The organism is Synechococcus sp. CCY9202 (assembly GCF_034931685.1).
Taxonomy (GTDB): Bacteria; Cyanobacteriota; Cyanobacteriia; order PCC-6307; family Cyanobiaceae; genus CBW1002.
This window is the reverse complement of the sequence record NZ_JAYGID010000112.1, coordinates 1-21,999: the sequence shown is the minus strand read 5'-3', so window position 1 is coordinate 21,999 and position 21,999 is coordinate 1. Positions and strand designations below refer to the sequence as shown.

Annotated in this window: 18 protein-coding genes; 5 read left to right on the top strand and 13 right to left on the bottom strand. The window is 62.4% G+C overall.

The annotated features are described in order from the left end of the window. Positions 1–6,192: YDG domain-containing protein (locus VB777_RS14280; protein WP_323249752.1), on the bottom strand; the 6,192-nt coding region annotated here is incomplete at its 3' end. Positions 6,193–6,903: 711 nt separating this feature from the next. On the opposite strand from VB777_RS14280, the gene VB777_RS14275 reads away from it, so the two are divergent. Next, positions 6,904–8,622 (top strand): ShlB/FhaC/HecB family hemolysin secretion/activation protein, encoded by a 1,719-nt coding sequence (locus VB777_RS14275; RefSeq protein ID WP_323249750.1) that lies wholly within the window; start codon positions 6,904–6,906, stop codon positions 8,620–8,622. Between the two features lie 103 nt (positions 8,623–8,725). Here VB777_RS14275 and VB777_RS14270 read toward each other — a convergent pair whose 3' ends face one another. The 3 genes from VB777_RS14270 to VB777_RS14260 all read right to left on the bottom strand — a co-directional run bounded on the left by VB777_RS14270 (position 8,726) and on the right by VB777_RS14260 (position 10,903). Further along, positions 8,726–9,403, bottom strand: a complete 678-nt coding sequence (locus VB777_RS14270; protein ID WP_322758201.1) for an SIMPL domain-containing protein — start codon at positions 9,401–9,403, stop codon at positions 8,726–8,728. A gap of 440 nt (positions 9,404–9,843) precedes the next feature. Continuing rightward, positions 9,844–10,446, bottom strand: a complete 603-nt coding sequence (locus tag VB777_RS14265; protein WP_322758202.1) for a hypothetical protein — start codon at positions 10,444–10,446, stop codon at positions 9,844–9,846. 301 nt (positions 10,447–10,747) lie between these two features. Further along, positions 10,748–10,903 (bottom strand): hypothetical protein, encoded by a 156-nt coding sequence (locus VB777_RS14260; protein WP_322758203.1) that lies wholly within the window; start codon positions 10,901–10,903, stop codon positions 10,748–10,750. A gap of 117 nt (positions 10,904–11,020) precedes the next feature. Between VB777_RS14260 and VB777_RS14255 the strand changes: the two genes are divergently transcribed. Genes VB777_RS14255 through VB777_RS14245 form a run of 3 tightly spaced genes read left to right on the top strand, consistent with a single transcriptional unit; the run spans position 11,021 to position 12,539 of the window. Continuing rightward, on the top strand, positions 11,021–11,530 hold the full coding sequence (locus tag VB777_RS14255) for an N-formylglutamate amidohydrolase (RefSeq protein WP_231598064.1): 510 nt from the start codon (positions 11,021–11,023) through the stop codon (positions 11,528–11,530). Continuing rightward, positions 11,527–11,778, top strand: a complete 252-nt coding sequence (locus VB777_RS14250; protein ID WP_323249745.1) for a transglutaminase domain-containing protein — start codon at positions 11,527–11,529, stop codon at positions 11,776–11,778. Before VB777_RS14255 ends, VB777_RS14250 begins: the two co-directional genes overlap by 4 nt. Continuing rightward, positions 11,775–12,539, top strand: a complete 765-nt coding sequence (locus VB777_RS14245) for a peptidase (protein WP_323249743.1) — start codon at positions 11,775–11,777, stop codon at positions 12,537–12,539. Before VB777_RS14250 ends, VB777_RS14245 begins: the two co-directional genes overlap by 4 nt. 11 nt (positions 12,540–12,550) lie before the next feature. On the opposite strand, the gene VB777_RS14240 is transcribed toward VB777_RS14245, so the two are convergent. The 9 genes from VB777_RS14240 to VB777_RS14200 all read right to left on the bottom strand — a co-directional run bounded on the left by VB777_RS14240 (position 12,551) and on the right by VB777_RS14200 (position 19,496). Next, positions 12,551–13,519: a class I SAM-dependent methyltransferase gene (locus tag VB777_RS14240; protein ID WP_323249742.1), complete on the bottom strand. Its 969-nt coding sequence runs from the start codon at positions 13,517–13,519 to the stop codon at positions 12,551–12,553. Beyond that, positions 13,464–14,315 (bottom strand): DUF3050 domain-containing protein, encoded by an 852-nt coding sequence (locus tag VB777_RS14235; RefSeq protein WP_323249740.1) that lies wholly within the window; start codon positions 14,313–14,315, stop codon positions 13,464–13,466. The genes VB777_RS14240 and VB777_RS14235 overlap by 56 nt, the downstream gene beginning before the upstream one ends. Further along, positions 14,312–14,779: a DUF1348 family protein gene (locus tag VB777_RS14230; protein WP_197170908.1), complete on the bottom strand. Its 468-nt coding sequence runs from the start codon at positions 14,777–14,779 to the stop codon at positions 14,312–14,314. Before VB777_RS14230 ends, VB777_RS14235 begins: the two co-directional genes overlap by 4 nt. Positions 14,780–14,858: 79 nt before the next feature. Continuing rightward, complete coding sequence (locus tag VB777_RS14225; RefSeq protein ID WP_231598061.1) at positions 14,859–15,152, bottom strand: MSMEG_0570 family nitrogen starvation response protein; 294 nt, start codon at positions 15,150–15,152, stop codon at positions 14,859–14,861. A gap of 49 nt (positions 15,153–15,201) precedes the next feature. Further along, positions 15,202–16,209, bottom strand: a complete 1,008-nt coding sequence (locus VB777_RS14220; RefSeq protein WP_323249738.1) for a sll0787 family AIR synthase-like protein — start codon at positions 16,207–16,209, stop codon at positions 15,202–15,204. Further along, positions 16,206–16,838: an MSMEG_0567/Sll0786 family nitrogen starvation N-acetyltransferase gene (locus VB777_RS14215; protein WP_197170905.1), complete on the bottom strand. Its 633-nt coding sequence runs from the start codon at positions 16,836–16,838 to the stop codon at positions 16,206–16,208. The genes VB777_RS14220 and VB777_RS14215 overlap by 4 nt, the downstream gene beginning before the upstream one ends. Before the next feature lie 15 nt (positions 16,839–16,853). After that, on the bottom strand, positions 16,854–17,978 hold the full coding sequence (locus tag VB777_RS14210) for an MSMEG_0568 family radical SAM protein (RefSeq protein WP_322758208.1): 1,125 nt from the start codon (positions 17,976–17,978) through the stop codon (positions 16,854–16,856). Beyond that, positions 17,971–18,981: a Nit6803 family nitrilase gene (locus VB777_RS14205; RefSeq protein WP_197159037.1), complete on the bottom strand. Its 1,011-nt coding sequence runs from the start codon at positions 18,979–18,981 to the stop codon at positions 17,971–17,973. Before VB777_RS14205 ends, VB777_RS14210 begins: the two co-directional genes overlap by 8 nt. Before the next feature lie 32 nt (positions 18,982–19,013). Next, complete coding sequence (locus tag VB777_RS14200) at positions 19,014–19,496, bottom strand: MSMEG_0572/Sll0783 family nitrogen starvation response protein (RefSeq protein WP_197158502.1); 483 nt, start codon at positions 19,494–19,496, stop codon at positions 19,014–19,016. Positions 19,497–19,721: 225 nt separating this feature from the next. Between VB777_RS14200 and VB777_RS14195 the strand changes: the two genes are divergently transcribed. Next, the gene (locus VB777_RS14195) at positions 19,722–20,981 is read left to right on the top strand and encodes an MSMEG_0569 family flavin-dependent oxidoreductase (RefSeq protein WP_416238359.1); all 1,260 of its coding nucleotides are present in this window, start codon (positions 19,722–19,724) and stop codon (positions 20,979–20,981) included. The last annotated feature ends 1,018 nt before the right edge of the window (positions 20,982–21,999 follow it).

The window sequence follows — 21,999 nt, the reverse complement described above, 5'->3', positions numbered from 1 at the left end:
CTCTGCTGTTGTGGTGCCGTCATACTCCTTGCTCTGCGCACTCAGCGTCACCGTGAGAGCCTTTGGCGTGATGCTTCCGTCTCCCTCGGCACTCGTATCGACGCTGTAATTATCAAGACTTGTTCCCCTTGACACCTGATAGTTCTCTGCTGTCAACTCCGCCGACACACGGCTTGCCGCCAACACATCCTTGCTATTGAACTGACCCTCTGTCGGCAGGGACTGCAGGTTTCCTCCCTCCCCGTCTACAAAACCGGTCAGCTGGAAATCCTCGCTGGCCAGCTCTGCTGTTGTGGTGCCGTCATACTCCTTGCTCTGCGCACTCAGCGTCACCGTGAGAGCCTTTGGCTTGATTTCACCTATGGCACCAGTGATGGTTTCACTCGCGAGCTGATACCCAAAAACCTTGTTTATCTCTTCGTCGACGATGGCCAGTCCAGAGACTTGTACATTAATCCCTGTACCTACATTCTTAACCCCCTGCCCCTCTAAGTCCACGAACAGACCCGAGCCAGGGAGCGAGAAGTCGACGTTGTCACCATCTAGAATGCCTGTCACAACATAAGAGCTTCCTTCCAGCGTGGAGTCAGGCGTGCCGTCATATGTTTTCGAAACTGAGCCTTCAAGGCTGATTTCGATAATTGGTGAATTTCCATAAATCACTCCATTTCCTGATGCCGCTGCAATCGGTGTCCTATCGCCCTCGACCTTGCCGTATTGCTTGAAGCCACGTGGAAGAGCATTCACCTCTTCGGAGGGCTCGGCTGCATAGACAAGCCAGCGAGCTCCGAACTCCGCATCAACGCTCAGAACATAATCGCCACCATTGTTCAGCAACGATCCTTCCCCAATGTTCAAGACAATAGAGTCAGAGGCGCTATAATCATCATTGGTGAAACTTGCGCTGATCTGTTCGTTGAGACTGATTGTGTTGCCGGCATCGGTTTGAGCGTCAATCCGCACAGTTGAGCCGGATAAGGCTTGGAGCGTGACATTGCCCGCATCTGCATCTACTGATTCACCTTCTCCATATCTAGAGGGGGAAAGTTTGATGTCGATATTACCAGTGCCTGTGTTGATCCTTGTGCCTTCGCCCATCCAAACTTCTGCTTCTCCAGAATCACGAAATTCAAAATCTGCCAATGGATCGTTGGCGAGTAAGCTTACATCTGAGCCGTCTGTAGTAATACTGGAGTTCAGAACGATGGATCGCCCGGCCTGCAGAGAGAGGGAGCCACCAATCCCTTCAGGATTGTCGATGTTGATGTCGGATGCTGGAGTCAGCGTGATGTCATTATTTGCTTGCAGGATCACATCCGTTCCGCTGTTTGCGATCGCTTCAATCTGCGCTGGGGTCAGAATCTGATCAGAGCCGAGCATGCCAGAAGGGATGTTGCCTTCCGCCACCTGCAGCAGGCCAACACCGAACGCAGTGGCGGAATCTGTGGATGGTGAGCCAACAACAAATCGATCACCATCAAGCCCAATAATCTGTGATTCACAGCCTTCACCACAAACTGTCCCATAGCCTTGGTACGGTTGCGTACCGAGGAGCGAGTTCAAGCTGGTTGCAGGCCCAGACAAGCCAACACTGCCATCCCCCCAGGTCACGGCACCCGCGTCTTCGATCAGCCCAGAGGTGGATGAGGCATCTACGAAGGGGCTGCTCACCACAAAGTTGCCATTGCTCAAGACTGTCACGCCCCCCGAGCCCACTTGATCGCCCGAAAAAGAGCCCACCAGTGAATTGGCGGCAGTCACCGCGCCCACCGTGCTGCCACTGCTATTTCCCCATGTCACAGCACCAGCATTTGTAATATACCCGCTAGAGCCGAATGGGTCATTCCAGCTTGGGCTTATTAACACATAATTACCGGTTCCGACTTCTACAACGCCGAAACTGCCAATCCGATCATTAGTGGTAGAGCCTACCAATGAATTTGTATCGTTGACTTCGCCCACCGTGCCACCACTCCCATTCCCCCAAGTCACGGCCCCCGCATCTGAGATCAGCCCAGAGTCGGATGGGGCATTCCAAAGGTCACTGCTCACCACATAGTTGCCATTGCTCAACGCTGTCACGCCACTAATCCCTACATAGTCAAACGTATTCGAGCCCACCAGTGAATTGGCTGCACTCACCTCACCCACCGTGCCACCGCTCCCATTCCCCCAGGTCACGGCCCCCGCATCTGAGATCAGCCCAGAATCGGATGGGGCATCCCAAAAGTAACTGTTCACCACATAGTTGCCATTGCTCAACGCTGTCACGCCACCAATCCCTACATAGTCAAACGTATTCGAGCCCACCAGTGAATTGGCTGCACTCGCCTCACCCACCGTGCCACCGCTCCCATTCCCCCATGTCACAGCCCCGACATTAGAAGCAGTGAGGGAATTCCATTCGTGACTAGCTACTACATAGTTGCCATTGCTCAATGCTGTCACGCCACCGAGGCCCACTCGATCCCCAGCAAGAGAGCCCACCAGTGAATTTTCAGAGCTCACCTCACCCGTCGTACGCGTTCCCGTGACACTGCCATTCCCCCACGTCACGGCCCCTGCTTCTGAGATCAGACCCGAATCGGAGGGAGCGTTCCAGGATGGACTATTTACCACGTAATTACCATTGCTCAATGGCGTCACGCCAAACAAGCCGACATCATCAAATTCATTCGAGCCCACCAAGGAATTGGTCGAACTCACCGCCCCACTGATGCCTGTTGCCCCATCCCCCCAGGTCACGGCCCCTGCATTTGAGATCAGACCCGAACGGGAGGGAGCGTTCCAGTCCGGACTGCTCACCACATAGTTGCCATTGCTCAATGCTGTCACGCCACCAGCCCCTACTAAGTCAAACGTATTCGAGCCCACCAGTGAATTTTCTGAGCTCACCACACCCGCCGTACGTTCTCCCGTGACACTTCCATTTCCCCATGTCACAGCCCCGACATTAGAAGCAGTGAGGGAATTCCATTCGGTACTAGCCACCACATAGTTCCCATTGCTCAATGCTGTCACGCCACCGAAGCCCACTTGATCCCCAGCAAGAGAGCCCACCAGTGAATTTTCTGAGCTCACCACACCCACCGTCCGCGTTCCCGTGACACTGCCATTCCCCCAGGTCACGGCCCCTGCATTTGAGATCAGACCCGAATCGGAGGGAGCGTCCCAGTAGGGACTATTGACCACGTAATTACCATTGCTCAATGGCGTCACGCCAAACAAGCCGACAAAATTAGAGAAACTCGAGCCCACCAAGGAATTGGTCGAACTCACCGCCCCACTGATGCCTGTTGCCCCATTCCCCCAGGTCACGGCCCCTGCATTTGAGATCAGATCCGAATCGGAGGGAGCGTCCCAATAGGGACTATTGACCACGTAATTACCATTGCTCAATGGCGTCACGCCAAACAAGCCGACATTATCAAATTCATTCGAGCCCACCAAGGAATTGGTCGAACTCACCGCCCCACTGACGCCTGTTGTCCCATGCCCCCAGGTCACGGCCCCTGCCGCTGCGATCAGTCCAGAATCTGATGGGGCATCCCAGTCAGGACTAAGCACCACAAAGTTACCATTGCTCAGCTCAACGGCGCCAAAATTTCCCACCTGATCATCAGGATTAGAACCATGCAGCGTCGACAGCAAGGCCCCGGTTTGGCCATTAAAGAGATAGACCGCTCCTGCATCGGCAGCGACTGCATCATCGGCAGGGTCGAAAGCCAGAATGTTTCCACCGCTCAGCACCAGTACATCACGTCCAAATCCCCCGTACTCCACTGGATTCGGATCCACCAGATCTGTGACCAAATAGATTCCCTCCCTTGGGGTCGCGGAGGCATCAATGATGATATTTTTGGGGTCTAGAAGCAGGGTGCCTGCCTTACCCTTTGGCGCTGACGCATCGGCCGTTCCACCAAAGGTCAGCAGTTCCTTGCCGGACACCTCCAGCAGGCCGCCATCACCGCCCTGTAGTCCGCCCTTTGCCGATACGGAGCCATAGAAACGCGTCGTATCATCCGACCAGACAATCACCGTTCCGCCATCACCTTGGCCGGTTGCATCTGCGTTCAATGTTGTGGAGAAGGTGACCGTGGTGGATCGGGCATTCGCGGCTCCGCTCGGCAGCGCCGCTCCCCGGAATCCTCCCCCCACCTGGATCGAACCGCCGCCACCGTCACCGCTGGCATCGGCACTGGCGCCCTGCAGCTGGATTGTGGTCCCACTGATCTCGATGCTGCCGCCCTGGGCCTGCTCGCCCGTGCCGATCGCCTCATAGGTGCCGGAGCTGAACAGGTTCCTTCCCGCTGACACCGTGATGCTGCCTCCGAGTTCCGTGCCGCTGGCCTGCAAGACGGACGCAGCTGACTGGATCACGTTGCCGCCCGCCTCCAGCTGGATCACACCACCGTTGCCCGCCGAACCGGTGGCACGCACTTCCGCCGAGCTCATCAACGTCTCAGCGGCAGTCAGCACCACACTGCCGCCGCTGCTGCCGCTGGCCCGAATGGCGCCACTTTGAAGCACCGTGCCACCGGCAATCGTGACCTGCCCCCCCCGGCCACTGGCCGGTGGAGCCTGAGCTGTGGTCGATGGTGTTGTTGGTGACACCAACGGGGTCGATGGGGCCAGGAGGGCGGCAGCCGGCGCTGCAGCCGTAACGGCTGTCACATCCAGAGCAGAAACGTCATTGCTCAGGGACGCGATCACTTCCTCCGTCACGAGGGGAGCTTGCACCGTGGACATGTCCTCAGCGGAGACCTGACTGGCCAGGGGCTCGAGCACCGCAGCCTCCAGCAGCGGAGTTTCCACCACAGTCACGGCGTCCGGTGGCGGTTCCGCCAGCGCTGCGTTCAGGTCTGTGGTGCCGGTCTGCGGCGCAAAGCTCCAACTGCCGCTCGTGCCGCTGTTCTCCACCACCGTGCCGCTACCGCCATCGGTGCTGCCTTCCGCAGAGCCACTGCCGGAGGCATTGATCATGCCGCCGCTGATCAAGACCCGCTGCCCCTTCAGCTCAATCCGTCCCCCATCGGCCAGCACCGCCTTAGCCGGGATCCCATCAGCTACCGCTGGCGGCGGTGTCGAGGCGGCGGTGGCGGCCACACCCACCGGGGCGGACGGTGCTGGATCACTCGAACCCGCATCAGCTGGTCCGGAGTCGCGTGATCCGGCTTCAGCCACGATCACAGCACCGGATGGCCAGGCTGCACCGCTGCTGGCCTCAGGCATCGCCTCGGATGACGGTTCCGAGGCTGAGGCCGCTGATCCCTCGCTGGCGACATCTGGTCCTGCTTCCGGGGCGTCCGTGCTATCCGCATCAGATGTCTCGAGGCCTGTCTCGCTGGCACCATCCGCCGCGGCCTCGGATCCACCGGTCTCGGATCCACCGGTCTCTGATCCATCGCTGCCGGCCTCACTGGCCGACGCCTCTTCCTCCTCTGCGGCCGCAACAATCGTGGCGGGATCGTTTCCGGCACCATCGCCAGCGCTCTCTGGCTCGCTCGCTACTTCACCGCCGTCGCCGTCGCCGCCAGTGGCGAGCACGTCGGTGTTCTCCAGCGTCAGATCTCCCACCGCCGCCAGCACCACGGTTCCGCCACCGGTGGCTCCGCTCGAATCGATGCGGCTATCGCGAACACTCACCACCTCTCCTTCCACCGCAATCCGCCCGCCCACGCCATCGGCGCTGCTCACGTTCAGCTCACTGGAGCTGATGCTCACATCACGGCCGGCCACCTCGATCTCGCCGCCACTCACCAGCAGACGCGCCGCCTGCAGAATCACATTGCCGCCCTGGGCATCCATCAGCAGGCTCTGATCCACCGTGAGCGTGCCGCCAGCGAGGCTCAGATCGCCATTGCTACTCAACCCCAGCGCCGCCAGACTGGCCGAGTCCGTCACCAGGCCAGAGCGGCCCCGCAGCGGTTCACCACTGAGCAGGGCCGCCTGGGCCGGCGTTGTTCCCAGCACATCAAACAGGCCAGATCCAATCCGCAGAGCCGTGGCGGTACTGAGATTGAGATGCTGCACATTCTGGAATCCGCCGGAGCCACTGATCGTGATCCCGCCAGGAGACAGCCAGAACAGATTTCCTTTGCTGCTCAGTGAAACCGGCTTATCAATAAAGCTGCCCAGGGAATTAATCACCCCTACCATGACATTGCTATATCCACCCGACTCAATCCGCACTCCCGTGATGCCGCCGCGCGTATCGAACGCACCGAAGCGATGAAACAGATTGCGCCCTGCCCCCGTTCCGCCACTCGCGCCGCACAGGCCGGCTTCACAGCTGCCGTCCCTGACCCCATTCACCACCGTGCCCAGGCTCCTCGCTCCTGCCGCTCCCTTCACCTCCGCCGCCGCACGACCAGCGCCCAGGAGCAGCCCCGTGAGGCCCAGGCCGGCCCCGAGGCCCAACGCCCACAGGCGGAATTGAGGCTTTGCCGTCATGGGGGGAGGTGGCTGTCGTTGATGCCGCGAGGCGCCAAAGCCCCCACTGAGGCCGTAAAAGTTGCCGCGACTCGTCAGGCCTATCGCCAATGAGTTCAGCATAGGATGGAAAAACTTGACTTATGAGCTCAATTTTAGAGCACGCTCGCGTTGAGCACGTCCGAAACTATCCATTTTCTTCTAACAGCAGGCTCTGCGATTGTCTGCCCTTGAGTAGCAATCGCTACCATGGCTGTCGGGAATGCCCGCACCAGAAGCCCTGGTATCGCGGATGACCCATGCCCCGCCGGGCTCTGCCTGTCCAATTGCCGTCGACCGCCTGAAGGGCAGAGTCCCTGACGCACAGCTTTGAAGTCTTTCAGTCGATCGAAACAGCGGCACACCAGCCTTCACCACCCTCGATCCTTCCGTTGACAATTCCCGGTTGGAATTGCGTTCTGTGGGCATCAGATGCTCCTCCTGTTAGCCCAGCTGGTTGCGCCGCCGCTGCAGAACAGTCCGATTCGGCTGCCCGGACCCGATGCCGGGGAACAGCGTCCGGCCCCCCGGGGAGAGCAGCAACCGGTTCCGGTGGAGATTCAGGAACCGATCGATGGCGAGCCCCCGGCCCAGACGCCCGAATCCCCGGATCAACCCGGCACCGAACCACCAGCCGTACCCGGCGACTTCGGCAGCAGTGCAGAGCCCCGGGTGGAGGGGCTCACCGTCTACGACGCCTCTGATCTCTCAACAATCCTGGCCGGGTGCGGCGCCGGCGAGGCATCGGCCCAACGGCTCCAGACCTGTGCTGCCGTCCTCACGGCCCGGTTGGTGGCCGATGGCTATCTCAACAGCCGTGTCTATGTCAAAGCCACACCAGCCCCTGGCTACCTGGAGGTGGTCGAAGGGCGAGTGGTGGAACTCCGCGTCAACAGCGACGACGGCCGCCTCAGCCGCAAGGTGTCGCGGCTGCTGGCTCCCCTGCAGGGCTCGGTGCTGCACTTGCCCACCGTGGAGCAGCAACTTCAATTGCTGAAGCGCCTGCCGGGTGTGGCGAACGTGCGCGGCAACCTTTCACGCCTGGGCAGCGACCCTTCCCAGGCGGTCTTCACGGTGAGCTTCCAGCCCAGCGACCAGCCCTGGCAAGGCGAATTCTCCCTCCGCAACGACGGCTCCAACGGCTCCGGTGAGGCACGCGCCATCGGCACCATCGCCAAGGCCAACCTGGCCACCCGCGGCGACACCCTGCTGATCTACAGCGAGCTCGGCACAGACAACACGCCCTCACTCGGGGCTGTGATCACGTCGGTGAGCTACACGGTGCCCCTGGCCGATCAATGGAACTTCACCGGCGCCTTCGGTTACAGCCGCCGCAACCTGATCGAGCTTCCCTCCCCCACGAACGGCATCTCCACGACCCAGTTCCAGGGGCTGGGCCAGGTCGAGTGGGTGTTCAAGGACACCCTCAGCCAGCGCTGGAGTCTGTTCGCCGGATTCAGCGGCGACCGCAGCACTACCTACCTCGACGGCAGGGCCCTGCCGGACCTGGTGCCGGAGAGCGTGCGCTCCCCCAGCAACGGCTACCTGCGGGTCGGTCTGGCCGCCAATGGGCTCAGCGGCTCGCTGGGCTGGGCTGGCAACGTCTATCTGCTGCAGGGCATTGCCGCCGCCACACCCCAGCAGCAGCGTAAGGAGCTGGCTCAGGTGGATCTCTATCCCGGTGAAGCCACCGCCCTCGGCGGCCTGATCTCAGCGGCCTGGGCCTTTGCCCCCAGCTGGCAACTGAACCTGCGGGCCGGCGGCCAGGTGGCCTTCAAGCCCCTGACCAACTCGATGCAGTTCACCGTGGGCTCCGATGCCGGCATCCGCGGCCTGCCTGGCCAGTTCCTCAGTGGCGACAACGGCTGGCTCGGCACCGCCGAGGTGGCCTGGACCTTCTGGCAGAAGAACAACCAAAGCCTCCAGCTGGTGCCGTTCATCGGCATGGGTGGTGTGACGACCACCCTGGCGGGGGTCACCTTCTCCGACACGGTGGGCTCCGGCGGGATCCTGGCGCGCTGGTTGGCCGGCAACAGCTGGCTGGTGGAACTGGGCTGGGTGGAACAGTTCGAAACCAACGACAACCTGGGCGAATGGACCGACTGGGCCCTGGGCAAGGGCCTGTACGCCCAAGTGAAGTACCGATTCTGAGCGGGGGGGCGTCCGGACACCTGCCTGGGAGAAAGGTGTTACAGCCCCGCGACGTGCCCCGACAAGATTGCGCTTGCCCGGATCGATCGCCGTGGCGCCAATCTCAGCGCGCGCAGAACTGGGCCTGCAGCTGCAGCCTGTCGATCGGACTGGGTAGTTCGGCCGGATCGAAGGGTGGGGGCGCGGCCGCATCGGCGGCCCTGGCCAGCATCGGCACTGGCCTGAATCCGCCATTCACCGAAACCTGCAGCGGCCGCACATGACTGAGCCCGATCGCTTCAGCGAGCTCGCGGCCCTGCCGCAAGGCATCCTGATACGCGAGCCTCAACAGCTCGCGCCGCACGGCAACATCGGCGATCGGATCCGCCTGAGGGCGAACCGGCGCTAGCTGGACACCCGGCAAGGCACCCACGTCACGGACCAAGCGCTGCAAACGCTCTGGTGCCAGATCGCCACTCACCTGCAGTTGTGCTGTGATCCGGGCCGGTCGATTCGATTCCGCTGAGCGCTGCCATGTCGACGGAGAGCTCACCCGCAGATCGTTGACATCGAGATCCTGAAGTGCTGAGCGCACAGCGGCAAGACGGCGCTGCAGTTCTGCCAGGGCGGCATCGGCCGAGGCCGCCTCCGCCTCAAGCCCAAGGGAGATGCCCAGGCGCTGGGTGGCGCGTTTGCGTTCAGCACTGCCCTGAGCCTCCAGCAGGGTGCCCTCACACAGCACCTGCACCTGGGCGTGGACAGGTTTCGCCAGGGTGAGCAGAACCAGGGCAGGGGACAGCATCAGCTGGGTCGCCCCCCAGGTGGACCAGAAACGGGAAACGGATGCCATGACCGATCACCAAGATGTGCTGAGGAGCTGCATCCCACGCCAGAAGGATGGATGCACGCATCCATCCTCGACCAGCAGCCGATCAGCCACTGGCCCAGTCCAGGCGCGCGCAAATGGGTTGGTCGTGCCGCTGGCCTGGATCCCTGATCGCCGCGGCGGGCTGATGCCAAGCCTGTCATGAATCCACTGACATTGGCTCACTCGATCTGCGTTCGAGCGATCTGAATGGTGGCAGAAGGGATGGAATTGGCTGGATTCGGTGTCCCGGAACCGACGTCTGACCGCAGACAATCAAAGAATCCTTGCTCAGGTCGTTGGGTCGCAGGATCAGCCGGTGCTCCCAAGGATGCTGCTGCAGGAGCTGATTGGATCGGGATCTTCTCCGGATCGATTCACTCCAGGTCAACGGACTCCAGCAAGATCCGACTGCGCATCAACCGGTCGGCATCGATTGCCCAGGCAATGATCTGAGTGTGCTTGGCCTGCGCGTCGTCCTTCATCTCCTCGACCACCTCATCGTGGAACCCCTCCAATTGACGGACCAGCGTCAGAGCAATCTGCTGATCTTCAGAGGCACTGGTATCGAGCTGTTCGATCAGATCCAGCACCTCCTGGACCTTGGCACTCGGCTCCTGTTCGGGCTTCTCCAGACGCTCGGACCTGGCCTGCATGGCGATCAGTTCATCGGGGCTGCCCGGGATGCCGGCAGACGGTTGCTGGGATGCGTCGGCGTCGACCATTTCAGGATGCACACCCTCGTTGGGATCGGCAGGCTTGCCACCGTGGTAGCGGTACCGCCCGCTGCGGCGCTGGGGCTCCCCTGAGGAGGGGTTCAGTGGCTGATCTGAGGGAAGGCCCATCGCAGAGGTGGTGTCGTTGTGCTCCAACCAGGATCGCGCCGATGGGTCCCGGCTGCCTGCCGTCGCAGCTTCATCCCGTACGACCTGCAGGCTGCTCTGCTGTGCCGTGGCCCCTTCAGCCTTGCCCTCGGTCAAGGACCCTTCGCACGCGGCGTCCTCTGCAAGGGCCCAGGTGAATCTGCAGGCGAAGCCCGTGCTTTGACCTGAGATAGGGATGCCGCAGCAACGCAGGATTCTTGCTTTGTCGCACGTTAATTCGGCAAGCCAGGACGGTGTCTGATCATGCGCCGCCCCTCCCCTCGATCACAGGGCATCGTGCAGGCCCGCTCTGCTCTCGGTGATTGGTCTCCTGATGGGCATCGGTGTTCTGGTCACGGGCTTCGACCTGCTCGGATTCAGCAGCCGTTTCCCTGCGCGTCCCGCGTGAGGGCGCTCCTCAGGGCAGGGTGAAACCGGAGGTGTTCAGGTGTTTGAGGTCGAGCAGCACGACCGTGAACCAGACCAGCAGGGCCAGGCCTCCGATCGCGCCGACCAGGACCAGCAGGCCAGCGATCACCGACTTGATGGACTTGCTGTCGTTTGGCACGAGCATGGGGGAATGGATGGTCACTGTCCCACAGCCAGATCTTATTCTCGAGATCTGGCTGCATGCCCCCGCACCCGCCTGCCATGCCGTTTCCGGATCGTCGGCTCCGGCGGTCGCTCCGCCGTGCTGCTCACCGCCGACCACGCCGGCCGCTCCATTCCCCGCTCTCTGGCCAAGCTTCAGCTCAGCGATGAGGTGCTCGAGACCCATGGGGCCTGGGATCTGGGTGTGGCGGCTCTGGCGGAGCGCCTCTCGGCTCGGCTGGATGCCGTCCTGATCCTCCACAACTACTCACGGCTGGTGATCGACGTGAACCATCCGCCCTGGGCCCCTGATTCGATCGTGGTGCGCAGCGAAAATGCCCTGATCCCCTCCAATCGCACCCTCTCTTCGGACGTGCGTCGGCGAGGGCCTGAGGCGCTGTTCGAGCCCTGCCACCGCCGCATCGCCGCCGAGCTTGATGGGCGATCCCGGCAGGGTCAGCCCGGCGTGCTGGTGGCCGTGCACAGTTTCACGCCGGTGCATGGAGGGCAACGGCGGATTCCCCACGTGGAACTGGAGGTCCGCCAAGACCTGATCGCCACGACGAAGGGCCAGCAGGCCTGCTGGCCATTGCCTTCTGCCGCTGGATGACCATTCCGGCTCGCTACAGCACCGGTTACCTGAGCGACATCGCGGTGCGGCCGCCCCACTCGGCCATGGACTTCTCAGCCTGGTTCGAGGCCTACCTCGACGATGGCTGGTCTGTGTTCGATCTACGCCGCAATCCTCCGCGAATCGGGCGCATCCTGATCGCCCGCGGCCGAGATGCGGCCGATGGGGCCTTCCCCACCACGTTCGGTTCCTCGACACTGGAATCTTTCCAGGTGTGGGCCACATGACCTATTGCGTAGCCGTTCTCCTGCAGGCCGGCATGGTGTTCGGCTCGGATTCACGCACCAATGCGGGTCTGGATAATTTCGCCACCTTCTGCAAGATGACCGTGTTCGAGCGCAGCGGCGATCGGGTGCTGGTGCTGCTCAGCTCCGGCAGTCTGGCCGGCACCCAGGCGGTGATCAGCCTGTTGCGCCAGCGGGCCGACGACAGCAATGGGGGCGACACCCTGTGGACGGCGCGCACGATGTTTGATGTGATGCTGTTGGTGTCGGATGTGGTGCGCAAGGTCCAGCAGCGTGATGCCGCCTACCTGGAAGCCTCAGGCAGTGGATTCAATGCGTCGTTTCTGGTGGGCGGCCAGATCCGAGGCGAAGCGCCACGGCTGTTCCGCATGTATGCCGAGGGAAATTTCATCGAAGCCAGCGCAGATACGCCGTTTCTCCAGACCGGCGAGGCGAAATACGGCAAGCCGATCATCGACCGCGTGATTCACGCCGACACCTCGCTGGCGGATGCGGCCAAATGTGTGCTGGTGTCGTTCGATTCCACCATGCGCAGCAATCTTTCGGTGGGGATGCCGATCGATCTGATCGCCTATGAGCGTGACAGCCTGGCTATCACCCACCGCCGCCGCTTCGGCGATGGCGATGCCGAGTTCGCGGAACTGAGCAGCGCCTGGGGTGTGGGCGTGCGCCAGGTGTTCCGCGACTTGCAGGATGTGAATTGGCAGGAGGAAAATCATTCGGCTTTTGCAGCACCCGAGTGAATGATTCCTGGTCACTCCACCTTGACACAATCAAAGAGAATCATGATCGGGTTCTTCAAGAAGTCCTCCCAATCCGCCCTGTCATCACGACCAGCGGGGTCAGGCGCCAAGTGCAGTGGATGCAGCTGAAAATCACGAAACCCCGCCCTGCGGAAGGCTTCTCGATACTCCGTTAGCGGCAAGTAGTAATTCACAATCTCCAGATCGGCCTTCTCGAGGTGCATGGTGAAGCGAATCGGGGCTCCGCCTTTCACATGCTCTGCTAGGGTCATCTCGAATCCATACTTCCGGTAATCCGGCCTGGGCCTGAAGAAATAAACATCGGGGTTGGTTGTGAGCGTCACGAAGCGCCCTCCCGGCCGCAAGCGAGAGGCAATTCCGTCGCAAAACTCCTGAAGTTCCTCGCGCGTCTGGGCATGGACCAGCAGCCAGGCCGAAACCACGAGATCAAAGGACTGCTGCGGCACCACGGTGCGTGCATCCTCCACCCGGTAAGCAATCCCAAGCGGGTCATGGGCCTCCTGGGAGCGGGCCAGTTCGATCATGCGTTCGGAGATATCGAAGCCCACCACCTCTGCCGCTCCGGCCTGCCGCAACCTACGGGTGAAATACCCCTCGCCACAGGCCGCATCGATCACCCGCTTTCCCCGTAAGTCTCCGATCAGCCGCATCAGTGACGGCTCCTCGATTCGTGAACGCCAGAGCTGCTGTTTGGCTTCCTGGTACTGCTGGGCAACCTGATCCTGGTCGTAATCCAGCGGGGCTTGGTCTTCGGTCACAGTGCTCTTCATCTCCAACCGCACTCCAGCGTAGGCGTGATGGGTCAACGCAGATTTCAAGAACCGACAATCGCGTCCATGACGATCCAATCCTGAAGCCATGGAATCCTGATGGATCCGTTCCTCTGGCTTCATGCCATGCCGCTCAGGCAGCATTGGCGCGACGGATGGCTGGTCGTGCTGTTGCCAGGCTCGATCCAAGGGGCAGCGGCACCGGGGCCAGAGCCCGGTGGATGTCATCCCAGAACTGCCTGCGGGCCAGCACGGCACGTCGAGCCATCGCCTGGGTGGCTTGAAGCCTGGAGGAGCAGCCGCCGCAGAGCTCACTCAGCATCGCCAGGGCGGTAGGGCCATGGTCGTCACCATCCATGGCAACGTGCCGCATCAGATACCAGTGCAGGGAGGGAGCCCGTTGCGGCGCAATCAGAGCCCGCTCCAACAGGGCCTGGAACAACGACGGCACCAGCAGCTCACGGCCATAGGTGAAAGCCGCCGCCATCGGCAGCACCTCACCGCAGCCGATAACCTCAAAGGTGAAAGCCATGAAGCGCTGTGAAGGCTGGGGGATCGGTAGACCCTCCAGGGCAGCAGCGAGCTCGGCAGGGCTCAAGGTCCAGGCCTCAACCCCCCGCAATCGGCTCAGCAACTGCTCGATCGGTGCCGTACAGGCCCCCACCTCCCGCATCGCCAGCAGGTAGATCTCCAGATGGCTGAGATGGCTGGCACCTAAAGGATTGGCAGGCGCCTGATCACACTCCTCCTCCGCCACGATCCGATCGATCACCGCCACCGCCGCATCTGAACGGGGCGATGGGCCGGAGCCGGGCAACGGAGCGAAGCGAGACCTGAAGGCAAGCTGCCGCTGCAGCGCCTTCGCCAGCAGGAGGAAGTCCCACACGGCGAACACATGGTGTTCCATGAACAGCCGTAGCGCCGGCAGATCCGTGATGGCACCGGCCAGGGGGTGATCCTGCAGGTCGGAATCCGCCGGGTTCACAGTCCCAGGTCGGTCAGGCCGGGATGATCATCCGGGCGTGGGCCCTGGGGCCAGAGGAAGAGCCGATCCGTTTCGCGGATCGGAACATCGTTGATACTGGCCTCACGACGACGCATCAGGCCCTGGTCATCGAACTCCCAGTTCTCATTGCCATGGGCTCGAAACCAGTTGCCGGAGTCGTCGTGAAATTCGTACTGAAAACGCACGGCTATGCGGTTGTCGTGCCAGGCCCAGACTTCCTTGATCAGGCGATAGTCGAGTTCGCGGGCCCATTTGCGTTTCAGAAACGCTTCGATCTCCTGGCGCCCCTGGATGAACTCCGATCGATTACGCCAGACACTGTCTTCGCTGTAGGCCAGGGCGATCTTGGCGGGATCGCGGGAATTCCAGGCATTTTCGGCCATGCGGGCCTTCTGGGTCGCGCTGTCACGGTCAAACGGGGGCAGGGGTGGCTTCGATGTCACAACGAGGGGAGTCTCAGCGAGCAGATCAGAGCGAGGTCGTTCAGTGAAAGTGGGGGTGGTGAAGGGAGTCGTGGGCCCTTCAGTCGCCCGACTGGATCGTCACCATCTGGTCGGCGCTGTAGTCCGCCAGGGTCTGTTGCAGTTTCAGGGCCTCCTCATCGGTGCGCGTGCAGGCGAATCCATAGCGTGCCCTCACCCGTTCAGAGGCCTGCTTCAGACCCTCCAGCCCCCGGGTCTGCAAGTCGCCGACGGACAATTGTTCGCCGGGGGGTAGGTGCTCCAGGATCACGGTGGAGGGTGAATAGAGCTGGGAGCTCAGGCCATCGGGCCACTGCAGAGTGAGGTGAACTTCTGGCACCAGGCGATCGGGCAAGGGCTCCGGCCATGCTCCCAGCCCCCCAGGAGCATCGCCGTGCCCATGGTCACAGATGCTCCTGGCCAAGATCGTTCAGGGCGCCAAAACCGGTGAGTGGGTCCTGCTGGTGCCACACCCGCTGGCACGCCCCTGCGGCACTCAGCACCAGCTCCGCGTCTCCGCTCTGAAACCTGCCGATCTCCACGCACTGGAGATCGGGATCGATCCCGGTGGCATGCCGCAGCGCTGCCGACTGGGACGGATCCACTGCCAGGAGATAGCCATAGCTGGGGAAGCAGGTGAGCCAGGCTTCGAGCTCCACACCGCCTGGCGGCTGAAGCGCCTCAAGATCCAGCTCCAGGCGGCAATGTGCCGCCTCGGCGAACATCACAGCCGTGCCCACCAGGCCGCCCATGCTGATGTCCTTGGCCCCGTGCACGATGCGGGCACCGGCCAGCTCCACCAGCAGAGCGAGATGGCGGCGCAGCCGGGCGGGTTCCGCCTCAGTCGCGGCATCCCAGAAGGGGTAATGGCGATGAAAGTGCCCCTTGATATTGACCAGCAGATGGCAGCGATCCCCCGGGCGGGCGGCCCGAGCGGAGAGCACCGGGCCTGGCGTGGTTCCGAGCACAGCCACCGAGAGCGCGTTGTAGGGGCTGTGCAGATTGGTGTGACCGCCCACCATCGGAACGGCGAATGTGTCGGAGGCGAAGCGCATCCCCGCCAGCAGTCGCTCGGCATGCTGCTCACCGGTCGCCCACAGGCTGTTCACCACAGCGAGCGGGCTGCCGCCCATGGCCGCGATATCGCTGAGATTGACCAGCACCCCACTCCATCCGGCGAACCAGGGGTCGTCGTCGACCAGCTGGGGGTCCATCCCTTCGGAGGCCAGCAGCAGGGGGCCGGTCACGCCGGGAATCAGGGCGGCGTCATCGCCCAGGGCCGCTGCTGGCCCCAGTTCGGGAAAGGGCAACGGCGGGAAAGTTCTCGCCGGAGCCTGGATCTCCTCCTTCCCCCGCAGGCCCGGGTGCTGCCGCAGCCGAAGCGTCAGTGCCTGCAGGTCGGCGGGGGTCATGCCGCCTGGGCGATCGGTCGCCGTTCCAGCGAGGGCCGGTAATAGGAGAGATCGGCTTCCATCAGGTGATGGGAGATGCCGCGGATGTCGAGTTGCTCGAGCGAGCGCCAGTGCAGCCGCCGGAAGAAGGGAACGTTCTGACGCTGCACGGTGGCGAGAAAGCGATCACAACCCCAGCCATGGGCGGTGGTGACAGCCTTCCAGATCAACCCCTTGCCGATCTGATTGTGGCGGCGGAAATCGGCATCGACCCCGAGCCGGCCGCCCTGCCACAGCCGCGGGCTGAGTTCCACGATCCGCACCACACCAACGGCCTCACCGGCGCGGGCATGGCTATGGGACACAGCCACAATCGGGTAGGCGCTGGCATCGAGCTCATCGCGATCCGAGTCTTCGAAGAGGTGCTGCTCCTCGCAGAAGATCCTGCTGCGCAGATCCCAGTAGCTCGGCAGCAGCCTGGAGCCCGATCCGAGCACATGGAAGGAAAACTCCTCGGAACTGGCCGTCGGGGAGAGCTGGAAATCCTCGGCATCGAGAGCCATGCCCCAGCGCACCGAGGGGGTGAAGGCGGCCGGAGCGGAGGTGGTGCTGCGGCCGATGTCGTGGCTGCTGGGATCAATGAACAACATGGAACCGGGGATGGCTCAGGATGCGTTTTCAAACAGGGAGAGGGCCGAACAGGCGCCGCATTTGGCGCAGCCGGCGGCCATGCGGTCCGAACGGATGTCGGACTCGGCCAGCAACTTGCCCACGGCTTCGTAGATCTCGACCATGAAGTCGGCACTCGGGGCCGGGTGGTGCTGCAGAGGTGTACCGGAAATGGGTACGAAGGGCACCACGAAGGGATAGACACCGATCGCAATCAGCCGTTCGCTGCAGGAGATCAGGGTGCTGGCACTGTCGCCCAGGCCGGCCAGCAGATAGGTGCTCACCTGCCCGCGGCCGAACACGGCCACAGCCTGCTCGAAGGCCTCGACATAGCGCTCCAGGCTGAGCTCCGATTTGCCCGGGAGTACACGACGCCGTACCGCTTCGTCCACCACTTCCAGGTGCATTCCCAGGCTGTCAATCCCCGCCTGCTTCATGCGGAGATACCAGATCGGATCATCCGGGGGCTCGCATTGGCCCTGGATCGGCAGGTCCACCCGCGCCTTGACCGCCGCCGCCGTTTCCGCCATCAGCCGGGCCCCCCGATCGTCACTGTTCGGAGTGCCGGTGGTCATCACCAGCTGGCGCACACCATCGAGCCGCACCGCCGCCTCGGCCACCTCCGCCACCTGCTCAGGGGTCTTGCGCACCAGGGTGCGTCCGTCCTCGAGCGACTGCTCGATGGCACAGAACTGGCACGACTGACTGCGATCCCGAAAGCGGATGCAGGTCTGGAGCAGGGTGGTGGCCAGCACATCGCGGCCATGCAGCAGGGCGATGGCGCTGTAGGGGGTGCCGTCTGCGGTGGAAAGGCCGTAGAAGCGTGGTTGTGGCGGAGGCTCCACGGCGGCCAGGTTTGTGCCGGGCCGGTCGGTCACGGCAACCGCTCCATCGGCAGCCTGCTCCAGCCGGAACGGAGAGTCCTGGGACACCGCGTTGTAGACGGGAACCATCACGGTGGTGCCCGCGATCGTCAGGGCGCGATGGTCCGATGGACCGGCTCCACCGCGGCGCCCCTGGTTGCCGGCCACGGCGGGGTCGACCAGCCCCTGCACCTGCAGCTCCGTCACGAAACGCCCGAGGCTCTGGCTGGCCAGAGCCGGCTTGGAGGCATCAGCCATGGGTCTGGGCCTCAGCGGAAGCGACCTGCACCGTGGCGCCTGACGGAGCGTGGCTGTCCTGAGCTGCTCCTGGGATCAGCATCGGGTCCACCTGGGTGGCCGGCGTTGCGTTGATCCGCAGCCCCAGCAGATCGGGACGGCTGTAGTGCCCCACACTGTCCATCATGCGTTTGCGTTTGGTGATCAGGGCGGTGTCGAGCGTGGCGATCGCCAGCCCTTCACCCTCCGGCAGTGGGCCGGCCAGATAGCGGCCTTCCGGGCTGATCACCGCGGTGTGGCAGCCCCCCTGGAAGGCACGATGCAGGGAAGGATCGGGAGTGATCACGGCATGGTCGGCCGGATCCAGCCAGGCGGTGGACGACACCACGAAGCAACCAGCTTCCAGGGCGTGATGCCGCAGGGTCACGGCGGTCTGCTCGGAGAAGATCGGACCCACGAGCGATCCGGGAAACTGGGCGCAGTGGATTTCCTCCCCCTGGGTCATCAGGGCGAAGCGCGCCAGGGGGTTGTAGTGCTCCCAGCAGGCCAGGGCACCGATGCGGCCCAGGGCGGTCGGCACCACCTGCAACCCGGCGCCATCCCCCTGCCCCCAGACCATGCGTTCGTGGTAGGTGGGGGTGATCTTGCGGCGCTTCAGCACAATCGTGCCAGAGGCATCAATCAGCAGTTGGGTGTTGTAGAGGCTGCCGCCATCCCGTTCGTTCACCCCCAGCAGCACATGCAGGTTGTGCTGGCTGGCGGCTGAGCAGATCTGGCTGATCTCCGGTCCGGGAATCACCACGGCCTGCTCATAAAGGCGCAGATGGGAAGCACCCATCAGCACGGCCGGCTCCACGAAGGAGAAATAGGGGTAATAGGGAAGAAATGTCTCGGGAAAGACGATCAACTCAACCCCTGCCGCAGCCGCCTGCTCCATGGCCGCGAGCACCCTGGCCACGGACCCCTCAAGGTTGAACAGAACCGGACGAATCTGCGCCGCCGCAACGGTGATCGTGCTGACCATGGGAGACATCCGAAAGGTCCGAAACAGAGATCTCAGAGGGTCCAGGTGTCGAGGATGAAGGCCCCCTCCTTGCGGTGCATCAAGACAATGTCAAGCACATCAAGGGGGTTGATGGGGGTGATGCCTGGGATCAGCGCCCCTTCGCCGTGGCCGTACAGAGCCTGGAGGGCAAAGCGGCAGGCGTAGACTTTGCCACCCTGGCCCATGAACTTCTGGATCCGGGCATTGAAGTTGAGATGGCCATCAAAGGCCGCATCACCCAGCTTGGGGAATCCCCGTTGAACCCCCAGCGTGACTCCCGGGCCATACAGAAGAATCGAGGTTTCGAAGCCCTTGGTGATCAACCGGCTGGCCTGAAGAAGATTGACCAGGCCGATCGAACCTTCGAAGGCGACGGTGTGAAAGGTCACCAGGGCTTTTTCCCCGGGCTCCGCTTGGACATCAGGAAAGACTTTCTCTTCGTAATCAACGAGAAAATCGCCCGGCTGGTTGGCGGGACGGGTGACTTCGGGCATGGGGTGAGGTTGTCTGGTGGCGGAATCCAGAGCGAACCCTGCCACGTGTTTCGTTTTGTTTTATGTGGCCGATGCGACCGAATCCCTGGAGGTCGCAACCCGGCTGAGCCCGTCCAAAGGTTGCAATGGCTACCGGCCCCTGAGTCGCCAGCAGGGAAACTGGGATCTCCTCTTGATTGGTCACCCTTGCAGCCCTCGGCTCCTCTGCCGCCCAGGCATCCCGTCGTGGTGGTCGGGGGCGGCCAGTCCGGCCTGTCGGCAGCAGCCTGCCTCCAGCGGCGTGGTATCCGGCCCCTGGTGCTGGAACAGCACCAGGTCGGCCACGCCTGGGAACGGCAGCGTTGGGATTCCTTCTGCCTGGTCACCCCGAACTGGCAGTGCCGGCTGCCGGACTTTCCCTACGACGGGAAGGATCCGGAAGGCTTCATGGTGCGTGACGACATCGTGGCCTACGTGCGCCGATTTGCCGCAGCCATTGCTGCAGATGTGCGTGAGGGAGTGAGTGTGCAGCGCCTCTGCTGGCGTGACGGCACCTACACGCTCACCACCAATGCCGGTGAGATCGAAGTGGAGCACGTGATTGTCGCCACCGGTGGCTACCACAAGCCAAAGCGCCATCCCCAGGCGGAGCGGCTGCCCAGCTCCGTCGTCCAGCTGGATGCCCGCGATTATCGCAATCCTGACCAACTGCCGGCCGGACCCGTGCTGGTGGTCGGCAGCGGCCAGTCTGGCTGTCAGATCGCTGAGGATCTGTTTCTTGCCGGCCGCCGAGTGCATCTGAGTGTGGGCTCAGCACCGCGCTCACCGCGCCGCTATCGCGGCAAGGACGTGGTCGACTGGCTGGATCGCATGGGCTATTACGCCATGCCGATTGATCAGCACCCCGAGCCCAGGCTGGTGCGCCACAAGACCAATCACTACCTCACTGGCCGAGACGGGGGACGGGACATTGACCTGCGACGTCATGCCCGCAATGGCATAGTGCTGCATGGTCGACTGCTCGGTTTCGCTGACGGACAGATCCACTTTTCCAGCGATCTGGCTGCGAATCTGGATCAGGCTGATGCGGTGTATTGCCGTATCCGTGACAGCATCGATGCCTACATTCAACGGGAAGGGATTGAGGCTCCTGAGGAAGCGCCCTACCAGCCCTGCTGGCACCCGCCAGCAGCAGGCGCAGACAGCGTGGCTCTCCACCAGGAGCCCCTCGCTGCGGTGATCTGGTGCACGGGATATGCGGCCGATTTTCGCTGGATCGATCTGCCGGTCTTCAATGGCGCTGGCTATCCGGCCCATGATCGCGGAGTGACTCACAGTCCGGGGTTGTATTTCATCGGCCTTCCCTGGCTGCAGACCTGGGGTTCGGCCCGCTTCAGCGGCGTTGCGGACGACGCCGAGCATCTCGCGGAGACCATCCGTCTGCGCATGCAGCTCACGGATGCCCGCCACGAGCGTCAGGAGTGCACGGCTCTGCTGGGGTCATAGTCCTGCAGTCAATCCTGGAAGCCTTGCATGGGCTCCAATGGGGCTCCGGGAGCGCTGAAGGCGTGGACGCCATGCTCCACAGGTCCATTTGCATGGATGCTCTGGATTTGGTGGCAAGCTCCGGGCTCCTTGGTGCCGTTGCTCGCCTAGGAGTTTGTTGCCAATCGAGCAGCGGGCCCCTGGCCACTCTTGCCAAGGCCGTTGCCCTGCATCCCGTCGCTCCTGCCAGCGTCTACTGCCGGGATCGCCTGAAGCGCAACAATTTGAACAGGGTGTGTGTGGCAGCGATCAGGTGCCATTCACCATCGACTTTCTGCGGACCCTGGCGCACCAGAGCAGGAATGCGTTCACCGGCGGTGCCGCTGCCAGGCAGCTGCGCCAGCTCACCGGTGGCTGAATTGTAGATAGGCTTGGCCTGGTCCTCAGGATTGACACCACTCGGCGGGATGCCCCCGTTGAATCTTGCCCGACTTCCGTGGAGATCATGTTGAAACGGTCGGACAAGCATGGTTCAAACCCCCACATCAACAGACAAGTTGGGCTTGGATGAAGCGGTTTTACAATCCCTGGCGGGGCAGGAGGCGGATTGCTACCAAGGTTCCAGGAATCTCTGTGACCAGGGTTGTCTGCCATGCAAAGCGCTGCCAGCTTTTTGTACGAGCCCGTCGACACTCTTTAGCAGATTGGTGAAGATATTTGGATTGTTGACGGCCCAGTCGTGCAGATGTTGCTGTATGGGCTGAGGGTTCCCTTTCCGACTCGAATGACCATTGTGCGCCTGGGCAATGGCGATCTGTGGTGTCATTCGCCAACAGCGTTCAGCCCTGCCCTTAAGGAACAGTTGGATTCTTTGGGGCCTGTTCGGCACTTGATATCTCCGAATAAGATCCACGGCCGCGTCCCTTTGCGTGGTGTAAAACCCGGGGCCCGAATGCCCTGATCAGAGGGTGAACAGGGTGGAATGACGGGCTGTCATTCCGGAGGTGCAGATGCGCCTCTTGCAGCCACGATGAATCGA